Annotated in this window: 17 protein-coding genes, 1 tRNA gene and 1 pseudogene; 11 read left to right on the top strand and 8 right to left on the bottom strand. The window is 63.9% G+C overall.

The window, feature by feature from the left end; translation table 11 throughout:
• Positions 1 to 41 precede the first annotated feature (41 nt).
• On the bottom strand, positions 42 to 518 hold the full coding sequence (locus NLY44_RS01635; RefSeq protein ID WP_023805644.1) for an Lrp/AsnC family transcriptional regulator: 477 nt from the start codon (positions 516 to 518) through the stop codon (positions 42 to 44).
• A 103-nt stretch (positions 519 to 621) separates the two neighbouring features.
• Here NLY44_RS01635 and NLY44_RS01640 point away from each other — a divergent pair, with 103 nt between their 5' ends.
• From NLY44_RS01640 to NLY44_RS01665, 6 genes and pseudogenes are all read left to right on the top strand, one after another.
• The gene (locus NLY44_RS01640) at positions 622 to 1,824 is read left to right on the top strand and encodes a diaminopropionate ammonia-lyase (RefSeq protein WP_023805643.1); all 1,203 of its coding nucleotides are present in this window, start codon (positions 622 to 624) and stop codon (positions 1,822 to 1,824) included.
• A gap of 2 nt (positions 1,825 to 1,826) precedes the next feature.
• The gene (locus NLY44_RS01645) at positions 1,827 to 3,053 is read left to right on the top strand and encodes a Zn-dependent hydrolase (protein WP_031202000.1); all 1,227 of its coding nucleotides are present in this window, start codon (positions 1,827 to 1,829) and stop codon (positions 3,051 to 3,053) included.
• A gap of 12 nt (positions 3,054 to 3,065) precedes the next feature.
• Complete coding sequence (locus NLY44_RS01650) at positions 3,066 to 4,238, top strand: amidohydrolase (protein WP_023805641.1); 1,173 nt, start codon at positions 3,066 to 3,068, stop codon at positions 4,236 to 4,238.
• A 96-nt stretch (positions 4,239 to 4,334) separates the two neighbouring features.
• The gene (gene speB, locus NLY44_RS01655; RefSeq protein ID WP_023805640.1) at positions 4,335 to 5,138 is read left to right on the top strand and encodes an agmatinase; all 804 of its coding nucleotides are present in this window, start codon (positions 4,335 to 4,337) and stop codon (positions 5,136 to 5,138) included.
• Positions 5,139 to 5,201: 63 nt separating this feature from the next.
• Positions 5,202 to 5,962 (top strand): annotated as a pseudogene (gene dapB / locus NLY44_RS01660) (4-hydroxy-tetrahydrodipicolinate reductase); the annotation flags it as partial.
• A 249-nt stretch (positions 5,963 to 6,211) separates the two neighbouring features.
• On the top strand, positions 6,212 to 6,445 hold the full coding sequence (locus tag NLY44_RS01665; RefSeq protein WP_023701885.1) for a DUF680 domain-containing protein: 234 nt from the start codon (positions 6,212 to 6,214) through the stop codon (positions 6,443 to 6,445).
• A 191-nt stretch (positions 6,446 to 6,636) separates the two neighbouring features.
• Here the strand turns inward: NLY44_RS01665 and NLY44_RS01670 are convergent, their stop codons facing one another.
• The 3 genes from NLY44_RS01670 to purM all read right to left on the bottom strand — a co-directional run bounded on the left by NLY44_RS01670 (position 6,637) and on the right by purM (position 9,300).
• Positions 6,637 to 7,152 (bottom strand): SixA phosphatase family protein, encoded by a 516-nt coding sequence (locus NLY44_RS01670; protein WP_023805638.1) that lies wholly within the window; start codon positions 7,150 to 7,152, stop codon positions 6,637 to 6,639.
• A gap of 364 nt (positions 7,153 to 7,516) precedes the next feature.
• Positions 7,517 to 8,224 (bottom strand): phosphoribosylglycinamide formyltransferase, encoded by a 708-nt coding sequence (gene purN, locus NLY44_RS01675; RefSeq protein ID WP_023684759.1) that lies wholly within the window; start codon positions 8,222 to 8,224, stop codon positions 7,517 to 7,519.
• A complete protein-coding gene (gene purM, locus NLY44_RS01680; RefSeq protein WP_023711892.1) occupies positions 8,221 to 9,300 on the bottom strand; it encodes a phosphoribosylformylglycinamidine cyclo-ligase in 1,080 nt (359 codons plus the stop codon). The genes purN and purM overlap by 4 nt, the downstream gene beginning before the upstream one ends.
• Before the next feature lie 181 nt (positions 9,301 to 9,481).
• Here purM and NLY44_RS01685 point away from each other — a divergent pair, with 181 nt between their 5' ends.
• The 5 genes from NLY44_RS01685 to NLY44_RS01705 all read left to right on the top strand — a co-directional run bounded on the left by NLY44_RS01685 (position 9,482) and on the right by NLY44_RS01705 (position 12,691).
• Positions 9,482 to 9,946 (top strand): CDP-alcohol phosphatidyltransferase family protein, encoded by a 465-nt coding sequence (locus tag NLY44_RS01685; protein WP_348524355.1) that lies wholly within the window; start codon positions 9,482 to 9,484, stop codon positions 9,944 to 9,946.
• 54 nt (positions 9,947 to 10,000) lie between these two features.
• Positions 10,001 to 11,194 (top strand): AI-2E family transporter, encoded by a 1,194-nt coding sequence (locus NLY44_RS01690; RefSeq protein ID WP_023805637.1) that lies wholly within the window; start codon positions 10,001 to 10,003, stop codon positions 11,192 to 11,194.
• 2 nt (positions 11,195 to 11,196) lie between these two features.
• A complete protein-coding gene (gene hdaA, locus NLY44_RS01695; protein WP_023805636.1) occupies positions 11,197 to 11,901 on the top strand; it encodes a DnaA regulatory inactivator HdaA in 705 nt (234 codons plus the stop codon).
• Positions 11,902 to 12,023: 122 nt separating this feature from the next.
• The gene (locus NLY44_RS01700) at positions 12,024 to 12,278 is read left to right on the top strand and encodes a FitA-like ribbon-helix-helix domain-containing protein (RefSeq protein WP_023670289.1); all 255 of its coding nucleotides are present in this window, start codon (positions 12,024 to 12,026) and stop codon (positions 12,276 to 12,278) included.
• The gene (locus NLY44_RS01705; RefSeq protein WP_023805635.1) at positions 12,275 to 12,691 is read left to right on the top strand and encodes a type II toxin-antitoxin system VapC family toxin; all 417 of its coding nucleotides are present in this window, start codon (positions 12,275 to 12,277) and stop codon (positions 12,689 to 12,691) included. The genes NLY44_RS01700 and NLY44_RS01705 overlap by 4 nt, the downstream gene beginning before the upstream one ends.
• Before the next feature lie 307 nt (positions 12,692 to 12,998).
• Here the strand turns inward: NLY44_RS01705 and NLY44_RS01710 are convergent, their stop codons facing one another.
• From NLY44_RS01710 to NLY44_RS01725, 4 genes are all read right to left on the bottom strand, one after another.
• Complete coding sequence (locus tag NLY44_RS01710) at positions 12,999 to 13,259, bottom strand: hypothetical protein (protein ID WP_023670291.1); 261 nt, start codon at positions 13,257 to 13,259, stop codon at positions 12,999 to 13,001.
• Positions 13,260 to 13,637: 378 nt separating this feature from the next.
• Positions 13,638 to 13,937, bottom strand: coding sequence for a hypothetical protein (locus tag NLY44_RS01715; RefSeq protein ID WP_023805634.1), 300 nt, complete (start codon positions 13,935 to 13,937; stop codon positions 13,638 to 13,640).
• 177 nt (positions 13,938 to 14,114) lie between these two features.
• Positions 14,115 to 14,191: transfer RNA gene (locus NLY44_RS01720), tRNA-Pro, on the bottom strand.
• A 51-nt stretch (positions 14,192 to 14,242) separates the two neighbouring features.
• Positions 14,243 to 15,427, bottom strand: coding sequence for a flavin-containing monooxygenase (locus NLY44_RS01725; RefSeq protein WP_050588908.1), 1,185 nt, complete (start codon positions 15,425 to 15,427; stop codon positions 14,243 to 14,245).
• Between the last annotated feature and the right edge of the window lie 102 nt (positions 15,428 to 15,529).

Here is a 15,529-nt window from a genome sequence, read left to right on the forward strand (position 1 = left end):
TGTGAGCGGTTTTCCGTCCGGAATTGCGTAAAAGTGACTGGCTATCCCGGCAGAGGCACCGTCAGCCCCACCTTGACACGGTCCATGGCAACGAAGGTGCGGAATTTTCGGACATTCTTGCTGTCGAAGAACAGTCTGCGCGTCAGCGCTTCATAGGCGCCCATGTCGGCCACGGTGATAATCAGGATGAAGTCGGCCTCGCCGGTGACGTAGTAGCATTGCTGCACTTGCGGCTCCGCCGAGAACTGCCGCTTGGCGGCGTCGATCAGGTCCGAGCGTTCGCTCTCCAGTTCCACTTCGACGAAGATGGTGATGGGATGGCCGACCGCCGCCGGGTCGACCACGGCGACATTGCCCGCAATGACGCCGGACTGTTCCATGCGCTTGATGCGCCGCTGCACCGCCGGCGCCGACAGGTTGACGGCTTCGCCGATCAGCCGCTGCGGCATCGTGTTGTCCCGCTGCAGGATGGCAAGGATGGCGAGGTCGAAACTGTCGAGTGAAGGCGATCGAGGCAAAGCGCTATCCTGGCGAAACAAACTTGCATTTCGAAGCGCCAATAACAGCGCTATTTGCGCCTCGGCTGCAATATGATTTCGTCACACACAAAGGAGGCCACCCGTGTTCCTGCTCAACAGCAATGCCTTGCACCGTCGGCCGCTCGATCCGGTCGATGCCGAAACGCTGGGGAATGCCGGTGCCGATACGGTCGAGCGCTTTCTTGCCCATCGCGACAATCACCTGGCAACTCCGTTGCATGCATTGCCGACGCTGGCCGGCGAACTCGGCCTCGGCGCCGTCCACATCAAGGATGAAGGCTTTCGCCTCGGTCTCGGCAGCTTCAAGGCGCTCGGCGGCGCCTATGCCGTTTTTCGACTGGTGCTGGAGGAGGCGAGCCGATCGCTTGGTCGGCCCGTTGACGTGGCCGATCTCAACCGGTTCGACGTCCGGGCGGTCGCTGCCGGCATGACGGTTGCCTGCGCCACCGACGGCAATCATGGCCGCTCGGTCGCGCAAGGTGCACAGTTGGTTGGCGCGAAAGCGGCAATCTTCGTTCACGCCGGCGTCAGCGAGGCGCGCATTGCAGCAATAGCCCGCTATGGCGCCGAGATGATCCGCGTCGACGGCAATTATGACGACTCGGTCAGGCAGGCCGCCGAGGTTTCAGCTGAGCAAGGCTGGACCGTGGTGTCCGACACCTCCTGGCCGGGCTATGAGCGCATCCCGGGCCTGGTGATGCAGGGCTATACGGCGATCGTGCGCGAAGCGTTGGGCCAGTTGCCGCAGCCGCCGACCCATGTCTTCGTGCAGGCCGGTGTCGGCGGCATTGCCGCCGCGGTGGCCGGCCATCTCGCCATCGTGCTCGGTGACGCCAGGCCGACCTTCATCGTCGTCGAGCCGACCCGCGCCGCCTGCGTTGTCGCAGCCGCCCGGGCGGGCCACGTGGTCAAGGTCGCACACTATCAGCCGACGGTGATGGCGATGCTCGAATGCTACGAGGCCTCGCAAGTTGCCTGGCGCGTTCTGGCGCGGGTTGCCGATGCCTTCATGACGGTGGATGAGGAGGAGGCGGTCGCGGTGATGCGGCGGCTGGCACGGCCGGCTGGCAATGATCCAGTGATCGTCGCCGGCGAAAGCGGCGGCGTCGGTCTTGCCGGGCTGATCCGGGCGACGGCCGACCACAAGGCCGCTCTCGGGCTCGACGACAAATCCCGCGTGCTTGTAATCAACACCGAAGGCGCCACAGACCCGCACCGCTATACCGAGCTGGTCGGGCAGAGCCCCGCCGATGTGCTGGCCGGCAAGCTGAAGGCCGAGGCATAGCCATGATCGGGATCGATGCACAGCGTCTGCTTGGCCGCATCCGGGAACTCGGCGCCGTTGGCCGCGACAGTGGGGATAGGCTGATCCGGCTCGCCGCCTCCGACACAGACAAACAGGGCCGTGACCTCTTTGTCGGCTGGCTCAGGCAGGCCAGGCTGGAAGTCGCCATCGACCGGGTCGGTAATATCTTCGGCATCTGGCAAAGCTCCGACAATGCCGGGCAGGCGCCGCTGCTCATCGGTTCGCATATCGACACCGTTATCGATGCCGGCATCTATGATAGCTGCTACGGCGTGCTGGCCGGGCTGGAGGTGATCGAGACGCTGCAGGCTTCGGGCTTTTCGCCGTCGCGCCCGGTCGCGGTCGCCGCTTTCACCAATGAGGAAGGCGTGCGCTACACGCCTGACATGATGGGCTCGCTATGCCATGCCGGTGGCGTCAGCGCCGAGGCCGTGCTGGCCGCCATCGGCACGGATGGCAGCGTGCTCGGCCAGGAGCTCGCCCGCATCGGCTATGCCGGCGACCGCGAACCCGGCTTCCTCAAGCCGCATGCCTATCTCGAACTTCATATCGAGCAGGGGCCGGTGCTGGAGCGTGAAGGCGTGCCGATCGGCGCGGTCGAGAATTTGCAAGGCATTTCCTGGCAGCGCATCACCATCGACGGCGCCGCCAACCATGCCGGCACCACGCCGATGTCGATGCGCAGCGACGCCGGCTACGCCGCCGCCCGCATCATCACCTTCCTGCACGATCGGGCCAGGGCTTCAAATGGGCCAACCGTGGCCACGGTCGGCACGATGCGCTTCGAACCCAACGCCATCAACGTCATTCCCGCGCGCGCCGTCTTCACCATCGACCTGCGCGATCCCGACGAACAGCGCTTGCAGGCGCATGAGGCGGCCCTTGCTGCCTATCTCGAGGAGCTTGAGGTTTTGGAGAACGTATCGATCTCGGTCGAGCGGCTCGCCCGCTTCGAACCGGTGCTATTCGACATCGGCATCGTCGAACTGATCGAGGCGGCCGCGAAGAACCGCGGTCTCGGCGTCAGGCGCATGACATCGGGCGCCGGCCATGACGCGCAGATGATGGCCCGCCTCGCGCCGGCGGCAATGATCTTCGTGCCGAGCGCCGGTGGCATCAGCCACAATCCGCGCGAACACACTGAAGATGCCGAGCTTGTCGCCGGCGCCAACATCCTGCTTGATGTCGCCAGTGAGCTTGCAAAATAGGTCGGGGAGAAAATGGCTGAGCTCGATCGTGATGTGCTGAAGCAGGAAATGACCGGCTGGCGGCGCGATTTGCACGCGCACCCCGAGTTCGGCTTTGAGGAAAAGCGCACCGCTGCCTTTGTCGCCGCGAAGCTGCGCGAATTCGGGCTGGACGATGTTGCAGAGGGGGTCGGCGGCACCGGCGTCGTTGGCACATTGAAGCGCGGCAGCGGCAACCGGGCGATTGCGCTCAGGGCCGACATGGATGCGCTGCGCATCACCGAGCAGTCCGCGACCGCCCATCGCTCGCAGAACCCCGGCATCATGCATGCCTGCGGCCATGACGGCCACACCACCATGCTGCTCGGCGCGGCAAAGCTGCTGGCCGCCGAGGGCGGTTTCGACGGCACCGTGCGCTTCATCTTCCAGCCCGCCGAGGAATGGGGCAGGGGCGCGCTGGCGATGCTGGACGACGGGCTGCTGCAGCGCTTTCCCTTCGACGAGATTTTTGGCCTGCACAACATGCCTGGCCTGCCCGTCGGGCATTTCGAGACCCGTGCCGGCCCGTTCATGTCGGCGGAGGACAATTTCGAGATCGTGCTCAAGGGCATCGGCGGCCATGCGGCGCGGCCACATTCCGGGAACGAGACCTTGGTCGCCGCCTGCGCGCTGGTCACCAATCTGCAGACCATCGTCTCGCGCCGGCTGAGTCCCGCCGACATTTCGGTGGTTTCGGTGACCGAGCTGATCACCGACGGCACCCGCAACGCATTGCCCGGCCTCGCCTGCATCCTCGGTGACGCCCGCAGTTTTCGTCCCGAGGTCAGCGCCGAGATCGAGCGCCAGATGCGGGTCATCGCGGCAGGCACCGCCGCTGCCTACAATGTCACCGCCGACGTGACCTATAGCAGGGAATTCGTGCCGCTGCAGAACGATGCCGACCTGGTGGACGCGGCCTTTGTCGCCGCAAGGCGCGTGCTGGCCTATGGCGCCGCCAGCATCGCGGCGGAGCCGATGACCGCCTCGGAGGATTTCGCCCGCTTCCTCGATCACGTACCGGGCTGCTTCGTCTTTCTCGGCAATGGCGAGACCTCGCCGCCGCTGCACAATTCCAGCTACGACTTCAACGATGACGGGCTGTTGCACGGCACGAATTTCCACGCCGCGATCGTCAGGCAAAGGCTGGGCGGCGCGATCGTGAAGTGACGCCTGATCGCCTTCGCAACTGGCCCAAGCGGCACTGCTATCGCCAGCCAGCTGCCGGGTTTAGGGAGATGGCCTGTTGCCGGAGATCGCACGCCGATGGCCAGGGTTTCGCTTCTGGGAATACCGCATGACGAGAACTCGTCCTATCTCAAGGGCGCGGCCGCAGCGCCGGCCCTGATCCGGCGGGAACTCAAAAGCGACGCGCACAGCTCGTGGAGCGAAACCGGCTTCGATGTGGCGGACAGTTTCGTCGACCACGGCGACATCGACTTTTCAGGCGCCGGCGGTCCGTGGGAACGAATCGAGGCCGAGGTCGGCCGCGCGCTGGATGCCGGCCACCCGTTGATCAGCCTCGGCGGCGATCATGCCATCGCCTGGCCGGTGCTGCGTGCCGTGCGCCGCCGCCATGCCAGGCTAACGATCGTCCAGATCGACGCCCATCCCGACATCTACGATGCCTATCAGGGCAACAGGCGGTCCCACACCTCGTCCTTCGCGCGCATCCTGGAGGAGGGGCTGGCTGACCGGCTGATCCAGATCGGCCTGCGCACCCTCAATGATGAGCTTCGTGACCAGCTCAAGCGCTTCGGCGTCGAAATGATCGAGGCGCGGCATTTCAGCGAGGGTCTGCAGCTCGATCTCAAGACGCCGGTCTATCTCTCGGTCGATCTCGACGGCCTCGACCCGGCTTGTGCGCCCGGCGTGTCGCACCGCGAACCCGGTGGTCTTACAACCCGGCAAGTGATCAACCTGATCCAGCGGATCGACCAGCCCATCGTCGGCGCCGATGTCGTCGAATACAATGCAAGCCAGGATGTCTCCAATCTCACCGCGCTGGTTGCCGCCAAGCTGGTCAAGGAGATCGCCGGCATGATGCTCAAGACGCATGGCGCCGGCTGAATCAATCTGGCAGGGCGGCATGGTAGATCATTGTTGTGACTCGCATTTCCAGTGAAAGCCGCCATGCCGCATCTGTTGAAGATAGCCATAGCCGGTGCGCTCGGCCGCATGGGCAGGGAGATGGCGCTGGCCGTCGAGACCGATCCCAGGCTGGCGCTCGTCGCCCGCTTTCACAGGCCGGGCAGCGCCGGCGAGGGCTGGTCGAACGCGACGAAGCACTGGCGCTTGCGGACGTCGTCATCGATTTCACCACGCCTGCGGCCTCCATCGAATTGGCGAAGACTTGCGCGGCCCGCGGCGGCCCGGCGCTGGTCATCGGCTCGACCGGCTTCGAGCCGGCCGATCTCGCCGCCATCGCTGCTGCTTCGAAGTCCGTCGCCATCGTTCGCTCAGGCAGCTACTCGCTGGGGCTCAACATGCTGGCTGGGCTGGTCGAACAGGCGGCGCGAGCACTTGGTCCCGCCGCCGACATCGAGATCCTGGAAGCGCATCACCGCATGAAGGTCGACGCACCGTCGGGCACGGCGCTGATGCTGGGCGAGGCGGCCGCTCGCGGACGTGGCGTCAGGCTGGACGATGTGGCGAAACGCTTCCGCGACGGCGTTACAGGTCCACGCCCTGCCGGCGAGATCGGCTTTGCCGTGCTGCGCGGCGGCAGCATCGTCGGCGAGCACAGCGTGAGCTTGCTGGCCGAGGGCGAGACGCTCACGCTTTCCCATTCGGCCGGCGACCGCTCGATGTTCGCGCGCGGCGCCATTGCGGCAGCACGTTGGGTCGCCGTCCGGCCGCCCGGCGAATACGACATGCGCGACGTACTAGGTTTCACGACCTTTGAGATGCAAAGGGTAACGCAACGAGGGGCGTTGCGAGGTCGGAGCCGCCTGGAGAATAGAATATAGCAACAACTACGCCATTCGGCGCCTTCCAAGACCGAACCGAACGGTTCGGTTCGCACATTTTTGTGATTGGCAATGGCAGCAACGCACACCCATTTCGGGGTGGTCCGAGCGACGCGAATTCCTCCCAAGGCACGCCACTTGACGGACAGAACTGAAAAATCTGGATTACCTGAAATGACCAAGATCGCACTTACCGCTGCTGCCATCCTCCTTGCCACCGGCACCGCTTTCGCAGGCAGCGACCACTACGGCTCCGACGGCGTCAACCAGCCTGCTGTGACAGCGCCCGCCGGCAACATCGATCACAGTTATACCGCCTCAATCCGCAAGCCGGCCAGCCTCGGCGATTTCACGATCAAGGGCGACTCGAACCAGCCGCAATCCGGCCAGGGCATCTGGGGTCGTTGATTTTCTGAGAAATCGACGACCACAAAGAGCGGGGGGCTTGGCCCACCGCTCTTGGTTTTATGCAATTGACTCTGGGCCGCAAAGATCTTGAATCAATCCGCCAGCAGTTGGTCTTATGTCCTTGATTGCGTGGTCTTTTCAAAACACGGTTTGCGGCTGTCACCTGCGGCTAGCCCGTTAGGCAGCTTGGTCTAGCTTATATCCTTCGGCTTGATGCAATGCGTCAACCGGGCCGCGCCGAAGCCGAGATCCGCCCAATCGCCGTCGATGACAAAGCGGGCAAGGGCGCCGGTCGGGAGTTTCTCTTCAAGTTTCCTTAGAGCAGCCACACCCGATCGCGGACCGGCGAGCCGGCGGGCAAAGTCCTCCAGGCCGGGATTATGGCCGAGCACCAGGAGACAGCTAGCCGATGCGACTGCCTGCTGCACCTCGGCCAGAATGTCGCCAGCCGTGGCTTCGAAAAGCGCCTCGGCGAACTCCACCGTTACGCTCGCCGAAAGTTCCGCCGAGACCAGCCGCCATGTCTCGCGCGTGCGCAGCGCCGGCGACACCAGCGCCAGGTCAGGCAGCCAACTGCGCCGGGCCAGTTCGCGCCCCATCAGCGGCGCCGTCTTCAGCCCGCGCGGCCCGAGCGGCCGGTCGAAATCAGCAAGCGCCGGGTCGTCCCAGCTCGACTTGGCGTGGCGAAGAAGAAGCAGCTGTTTCATCTGTTAGATCTCAGGACCAGGGAATTTCGCGCTGGAAGTCCATGCCGTATCCGCCACCGTATTTAGCGCCAGTAGCGGCATCAAAGGCTGCCGACAAAGTGCCGAAGACGAAAAGGCCGACGCGCCTCTCATCATTGTCCCATTGGACGGCAATATCCGCTTCGGTGATCGCCCAGGCACCCGATCGAATATGAATTGCACCGATGATCCGCCAACTACCTCGTCATGCGCTTCGTATAGGTAAAAATAAGCCGTGGCGTTTGCTGGCCCTTCAGTGTCGTCATGTTCAAAGACGCCGGCGAGATCGCCTTTTCTCCGGATCGCGCTGTCAAAAATATCCAAGGGCTTTCAGGTCCTGAAGCGCCTACGGCGTGATCCGCGCCAGATGTTCGAGATCGCGCTCTTCGCGCAGCGGGTCGGGGGCCATCACCACCGAAGTTCCGTTTTCGGCATCGTCAGCGAAATGCGCCAGCACAGTGCGGCCGCCTTCCATGCGCGCCTTGCCGTCGGCGACGAGGCCGAGCGCCAGCGCGTAGAGCCGGTGCTCGGCTTTCAGAACGCGGGCGGCCAGTGTGTCTTCATTGTCGCCGACCATCACCGGCACCGCGGCTTGCGCGATGATCGGGCCGTCATCCATCTCAGGCGTAACGAAATGCACCGTGCAGCCATGGATACGCATGCCGGCGCGCAATGCGCGTGCATGGGTATCCAGGCCCTTGAAGGCCGGCAGCAGGGCAGGGTGGATGTTGATCATGCGCCCCTGCCACTTCTCGACCAGGCCGCGGGACAGGATGCGCAGATAGCCGGCCAGCGCCACGATCTCGGCGTTGAATGCAATCAGCGCGGCGTCGATCGCCGCATCATGGGCTTCCTTGCTGGCATGGTCGGCGCGCACGATGACCTTGGTCGGGATACCGCGCGCGGCCGCGATGCCGAGGCCGGCGGCGTTGGCCCGGTCGGAAATGACGCCAACGATCTCGGCCGGATAGGCCGGGTCGCTCGCCGCCGCGATCAGCGCCGTCATGTTCGAGCCGCGTCCCGAGATCAGAACAACCGTGCGTTTCCTGCTCATAGGCCGATCGAGCCCCGATAGATGACGCCGGCGTCGCGCCGCGGAACGATGCGGCCGATCGGCGTCACAGTCTCGCCGGCCTCCTGCAGCACGGCTGCGACCTGTGCCGCCTGGCCGGAGGCGACGACGAGGATCATGCCGATGCCGCAGTTGAAGGTGCGCATCATCTCCTCCGGCGCCACGCCGCCAGTCTTCGCCAGCCAGGAAAACACGGGCGGCACATCGATGGCATTGAGATCGAGTTCTGCGGAAAAGTCCTTCGGCAGGACGCGCGGAATGTTTTCGGGAAAGCCGCCGCCGGTGATATGGGCCAGCGCCTTGATGCCATGCGTGTTGCGGATCGCCTTCAAGATCGACTTCACATAGATGCGGGTCGGCTCGAGCAGCGCTTCGGCCAGCGTCGCCTCATCGTTGAACGGCGCCGGATCGCTCCAGGCAAGCCCGCTGACGCCAACGATGCGGCGCACCAGCGAAAAGCCATTGGAATGCAGGCCCGAGGAAGCCAGGCCAAGCAGCACGTCGCCTTCGACGATATCGTCGGTCGGCAGCAACTGGCCGCGTTCGGCAGCACCGACGGCGAAACCGGCAAGGTCGTAATCCTTGTCGTTATACATGCCGGGCATTTCGGCGGTCTCGCCGCCGATCAGCGCGCAGCCGGCCTGTCGGCAGCCGATTGCTATGCCGCCGACGATTGCCGTCCCCTGGTCGGGGTCGAGCTTGCCGGTGGCGAGATAGTCGAGGAAGAACAGTGGCTCGGCGCCCTGCACGACGATGTCGTTGACGCACATGGCGACGAGGTCGATGCCGATCGTGTCGTGCTTGCCGGCATCGATGGCGATCTTCAGCTTGGTGCCGACGCCGTCATTGGCGGCAACCAGCACCGGATCCGTGAAACCCGCCGCCTTGAGGTCGAACAGGCCGCCAAAACCGCCGATCTCGCCATCGGCGCCCGGCCGGCGCGTCGCGCGCACCAGCGGCTTGATCTTCTCGACCATGAGGTTGCCGGCATCGATGTCGACGCCCGCCTCGGCATAGGTGAGCCCGTTCTTGCGCTTGGCCCGGTCGCCCTTGCTCATCGTCGGCGCATCCCTGTTTCCCTCGGCGGCTCTTCGCATGAATGGTTTCGGGGGGCAAGGATGACGACAGGATACCGGGCTTTTGCCCAAGATAAATACGTGGACAGTCGCCCCTTCACCGCTGGTCCTTGCAGCCACAATCCATCTCCATCATCGATCTGCAGAACAAGCATGGCGGGACATGCCTTTGACCATTCCCAACCTCATCACCATCCTGCGCTTCGTGCTGGTGCTGGCAATGCTGAACATGCGCTGGGACTGGGCCTTTGCCGGATTTCTCGTTGCCGGAATTCCGATGGCCCGACGGCTTCATCGCCCGCCGCTTCAACCAGCATTCGAACTCGGCGCCTATCTCGATCCGATGGCCGACAAGGTGCTTCTGGTCTCGGTGTTCGTGGTCATGGGCTCCATCGGGCAATTGCCGCTGTGGCTGGTGGTGACCATGGTGTCACGCGATGCGCTGATCATCTGCGCCGTGCTTTTGTCCACGGTCATGGCGCATCCGGTCGAGATGAAGCCGCTCTATGTGTCGAAGGCCAACACCGCCGCCCAGATCGTGCTGGCGCCGTGGTGCTGGGCGAACTTGCCCTTGGCCTCCACCTCGACCCGCTCAGGCCTGCGCTCATATTGCTGTCCGGGGTCTTGACCGTGGCTTCGGCCGCGGCCTATCTCGTGGCTTGGCTGAGGCATATGAGCGGCTATGGCGAAGGCTCCACCCCGGGTAGTTGACAAGAATGCCGTGACTGCCGCGTTAGCAGACGCGGCTGCGTCCCTGGCGTTTCGCCGCCAGATTTTCTTCTGGCTGGGCACGGCAATCTTCCTGGCGCTGTTCCTCTACATTTTTTCCAGCATCCTGTTGCCGTTCGTTGCCGGCATGGTGCTGGCCTATTTTCTCGACCCGGTCGCCGACCGGCTGCAACGCCTCGGCCTCTCCCGGCTGATGGCGACGGTGGTCATCCTGATTGCCTTCATCGTTCTTTTGGTGCTGGCCTTCGTCATCCTGGTTCCGGTACTGGCCACGCAGATGGCCGATTTCGCCAGCAAGCTGCCGGAATATCTGACCCGGCTGCAGTCGCTGATCACCAGCTTCGATCCGAAATGGCTGGAGCAGAAATTCGGCGTCAATGCCAATGGCCTGCGCGACGGGCTGAATTCGCTGCTCACTTCCGGTTTCGGCTTGCTGAGCACCGTCTTCACCTCGATCTGGAGTTCCGGCGTTGCTCTGGTGTCGGTGGTCAGCCTGTTCGTGGTCACTCCGGTTGTCGCTTTCTACATGCTGCTCGACTGGGATCGCATGGTGGCGGTCGTCGACAGCTGGGTGCCGCGCGATTATGTCGGGACGGTCAGGGCGATCTCCAGGGACATCAACACCGCGACCGCCGGCTTCGTGCGCGGCCAGGGCACGCTGTGCCTGGTGCTCGGCGGCATGTATGCCACCGGCCTGACGCTGACCGGGCTGAATTTCGCCATCCTCATCGGCCTCTTCGCCGGGCTGATCTCGTTCATCCCTTATGTCGGCTCGCTGACCGGACTGGTCCTGGCCGTCGGCGTCGCCTTCGTCCAGTTCTGGCCGGACTGGACCATGATCGTTGCTGTCGCCGTGGTGTTCTTCATCGGCCAGTTCATCGAAGGCAACATCCTGCAGCCCAGATTGGTCGGAAAAAGCGTCGGCCTGCACCCGGTCTGGCTGATGTTTGCGCTGTTCGCTTTCGGCGCCCTGTTCGGCTTCGTCGGCCTTTTGATCGCCGTTCCTGCTTCGGCGGCGGTTGCCGTGCTGGTGCGGTTTGCCATTGCCCGCTATCTCGAATCGCCGCTCTACAAGGGACACTCCACCGAGCCCGTCCCGCCGCTGCCCGCCGCTCGCGGCGGCAGCCACCGGTCGCCGCGCGGCTGAACGTGACGGATCATAAGACCGAACCGCCGCGCCAACTGCCGCTCGACCTTGGCCACGGCACCGGCTACTCGCGCGACGAACTGGTGGTGTCGGCCACCAACCGCGAGGCGGCAGCCCTTGTCGATCGCTGGCCGGACTGGCCGTCGCCGGTGATCGTGCTCGCTGGCCCGGCCGGTTCCGGCAAGACACATCTGGGCTCGATCTGGCAGGCGCGGGCCAACGCTGTGGCGGTCGATGCCCAGCGCATCGGCAATGCCATCACCGGGCTTGGCGGCAGGCCCGCGCTGATCGACGATGTCGACAAGACAGCCATCGACGAGGCGGGCCTGTTCCATCTCATCAATGAAGTGCGCGGCGCCGGGGCCACCTTGCTGTTGACGGCGCGGCGCTTCCCCGCCGCCTGGAGGGTGAGGTTGCCCGATCTTGCCTCGCGGCTGAAGGCGGCGGCAACCGTCGAGATCCATGAGCCGGACGATTTGCTTCTGGCCGGTGTCATCACCAAACTCTTCGCCGACCGCCAGGTCGAGGTCGAGCCGCATGTCGTGCAATATCTGGTGCGCCGCATCGAGCGCTCGCTGGCCACCGCCATGCGCGTGGTCGAGCGCCTCGACCGCACCGCGCTCGAGCGCAAGACGCCGATCACCAGGGCGCTCGCCGCCGAAACCGTCAGCGCAATGGACGAAGGGCAGGGCGAGTTCGAGGTTTAGATCCTGCTGCAATTCCCTGGACGGCGATTGTCGATCCCGCCCGTGCGACGTTTTCAAAACATGCATGGTGACATCACCTGAAACAATATGATATTTCAATCAATGACATCGGAGCGATATCAATGCCTGCAGTGACCGTCCGAAATCTTCCGGAAGCGACCCACCGAGCTCTGCGTGTACGGGCGGCCTTGCACGGTCGCAGCACCGAGGCCGAGATACGCGACATTCTAGAAAACGCGGTGCGGCCGGACGGCCGTGTGAAACTCGGCTCCGTTCTGGCAGACATTGCCCGACGCGCCGGGCTGACCAATGAAGACGTGGAGGTCCTGGAGCAGGCTCGCGACAAGGCGCCGGCCGAACCGCTGGGGTTCGAATGATCCTCCTCGATACCAATGTCGTTTCGGAGGCCATGAAGCCCGAACCGAATCAAGCTGTGTTGGCCTGGCTTGATGACCAGGCCGAGGAAACGCTTTACCTCTCCAGTGTGACGCTCGCCGAAGTGCTGTTCGGCATCGAGGCCATGCCGGCGGGTCGTCGCAAGGCTGCGCTCGCTGAAACCTTCGCCGGTGTGTGCGCCGTGTTTGAGCGCCGCATCCTGCCTTTCGATACCGAGGCGGCCCGGCACTATGCCCGACTTGCAGTGAAGGCGAGGGCAGCCGGCAAGGGGTTTCCTGTGCCCGACGGCTACATCGCGGCAATCGCCTCCGCAAACGGCTTTCATGTCGCCTCGCGTGACACGGCGCCATTCCATGCGGCCGGCGTGCCTGTCATCGATCCTTGGCAGCCGTAACCAGGTACGGCAGCCCGACCAGAGCGCGAGCTGCGAACATGCGTTTCGGCAGGATTTCCTCTTCAGCGACGACAGCGTGTTCGAATGAATACACTCGATCTCTCCGTGCCCACCGCCGCATGAGGGCCGCTGTCCCATTTCGGGAAACATTATTTGGCATCCGTCTTGCACCTGGGAACTTGCCGGCTGACCCCGGTCCTGGTCGCGTTCCTGATCGGGTTGTAGGCTCGCCGGGAGTGATGATTGGGGTTCTCGCCCGGCGAGCTTACCTTCGTGGAGCAGTCACCGGAGTGTCCGGGAGGGTGCCCTATAGCCACAACGCCGCCAGATACCGGACCAGCAGATAGACCACCGTATGCGCTGCCACGTAGCACGCGGCAACGACGACAAAGAACAGCACGCTGGCGGGCCACGAGCGGGGAGGGCCTTGCCTCTTGCTCGGCCGGTTGTTCCAGATCCACAGGGCCGCACAGATAATGGCCCAGACGACGACGAACGGAACCGTGATGCCGATGTAAGCGAAGTAGGCAGGGCCAATCAGCGAAAGCCATGCCTCGAGACCAAGCATCCAGAATCTCCCCTTGCCCGGAGTCTAATGCATGTCGCTCAAAAGTGGTCCCGGTTTTGAGAGAACGACATGCATCAAAACAAAAATCAAAGCGCGTCGCCTGGATACGTTTCAGCGCGACGCGCTTTTAGACCGGCGATAGAGGTGGAAGCGAGGGGATTATCCCTGCGTCGATTTTCAGCCAAACCCGCCGAAGGGATGCTGTTCGATGACACGGGCGCCTGATGCATGTCGCTCAAGTGGCCCCGGTTTTGAGAGAACCACATGCATCAAACAAGACCTCAAGCGCGTCCGTGAGTCCGTTCAAATGCGACGCGCTTTAGGTCAGATTGGTGCTCCGGCCGCCAACCCGGCCGGAGCAGGTCCAAAGCGATCGGATCAGCCGCAGACCCTGACCTCTTCGACGACCCTGTGGTGATGGCGCCAGTGCCTGACCAGTTCGATATGGCAGCGGTGATGGCGGTGGTGGCGCCTCCATTGGCCATCCTGGTTGTCGCTGTAGCCGTCGCCATAGTCTTTGTGGCGCTGGTGATGGCGAAGAACCTGTATATCGCCATCGTCGGACGAATATTGATCGTCGTCATCGGACTGGATAGTCAGACTGGCGGCTTGCGCCGGTGCGATCAAAGCCGCCGTTCCGGCGAACGCGATCATCGAGGCGATGAGAAGGGTTTTCATTGTTTGCTCCTTGGGTTGAACATACACAACTCTCGGAGCGAACTGGTGTTCCAATGTAGGGTCCGATCGGCGAGCGGCTGCTGCTTGGGCAATGCGTGCCGCCATGCGCTACCGGCGAGGCAGCCATTGGCGACCTTGGGAGTGACCTTGGGCAAGGACTGGCTTTGTGGGAAAAAATGGTCGGAGTGGAGAGATTCGAACTCCCGACCCTCTGGTCCCAAACCAGATGCGCTACCAGGCTGCGCTACACTCCGAGGCCCTGCGGCGTATACGGTTCCGGACCCTGTCGCGCAACCCCTAAAACATCAAACGGGGCTTGGCGGTCTGCGCTCCCGCGCAATCCTGGCTGCGATCGCCTTGGCCTGGATGCGAGCATTGGCGAAGCAGCCGCGGATGCTTGGCCGCATGCCGGTGAACCATAGGCCCGGCAGTTTCGGGTCGCTGTCGGCGCCGTTGAACAGCGGCACGCCCTTTTGGTCGAGCACGCCGAGCTTGCCCAGCATGGCCTCGAGCCCGGTGCGGTAGCCGGTCGCGGCGATGACGATATCGGGCTGGATCGTCGCGCCATCGTCGAAAACGACCGTGTCGCCGGTAAATTCCCGCACGGTTTGCAGCACGATGATCCTGCCGTCCTTGATGGCATCGACGGCGCCGTCATCGGTGGCGATGGCGGTATAATCCGACGCCAGCCGGCTTGCGCCGCCCGAAGGCGTCGGCGGCAGGCCGTAGGCCGTGAGGTCGCCGAAGGCCCATCGCTGCGTCGCCGCCATCACCGCATCGGCGAGCTTGAACGGCAGCCGCGCCAGGATTGGCGAAAATCGGTGGACGGCGATCTGGCCGAGGCGCTTGGGTAGCAGTGCCGGACCGTTGCGCGCCGACAGCCAGATCTGTCCCGTGCCGGCTGCCGCCAAGTGATTGAGAACGTCGAAGCCGGAATTGCCGGCGCCGACGACCAGCACTTTCTTGCCCGCATAGGCCTTGGCGTCGCCGAATGCGGCCGAATGGATGATGCGTCCGGCAAAGGCCTTCATGCCTTTCCAGGCCGGAACGAAGGGCTGCCGGTCGCGCCCGGTGGCGATGACGACATGGCGCGCCAGCCGCGGCCCGGCACTGGTCCGCACAAGCCAGTGGTCGCCCTCGAAGCCTATCTCCTCGACCGCGATGCCGAACTCGACCGGCAGCCGGTGCATGGCGCGGAATTCGTTCAGATGGCCGATGATGGTGTTTCGGTGCGGAAAGGCAGGGGTGCCGGCGGGAAAGGAAACGCCCGGCAGCGCCGAAAGGTCGCGGTGCGTGTTGAGATGCAGTCGCTCGTGCCGCCCGTGCCATGGCTCGGCCAGCCGGGCTTCCTTTTCCAACACCATCACAGGCACGCCGGTCTTGAGCAGCGCATGGGCTGCGGTCAAGCCGGCTGCCCCGGCGCCGATCACGATCGCGCCGTCGAAAATCGCTTGGCTGCCGGCCTCGGCGTGCAAAATCCCTGCGTCCATGCCTCTTTGTGTCGCCATCATGACCATGACTTTTGATGCTAGGCCAGTGTATCCAGCCTATGCCGCTGCCGAAGCGACCTGGTTGCAGGCCGCTTCGGCCTT

This window comes from Mesorhizobium sp. C089B, assembly GCF_030323125.1.
GTDB lineage: Bacteria > Pseudomonadota > Alphaproteobacteria > Rhizobiales > Rhizobiaceae > Mesorhizobium.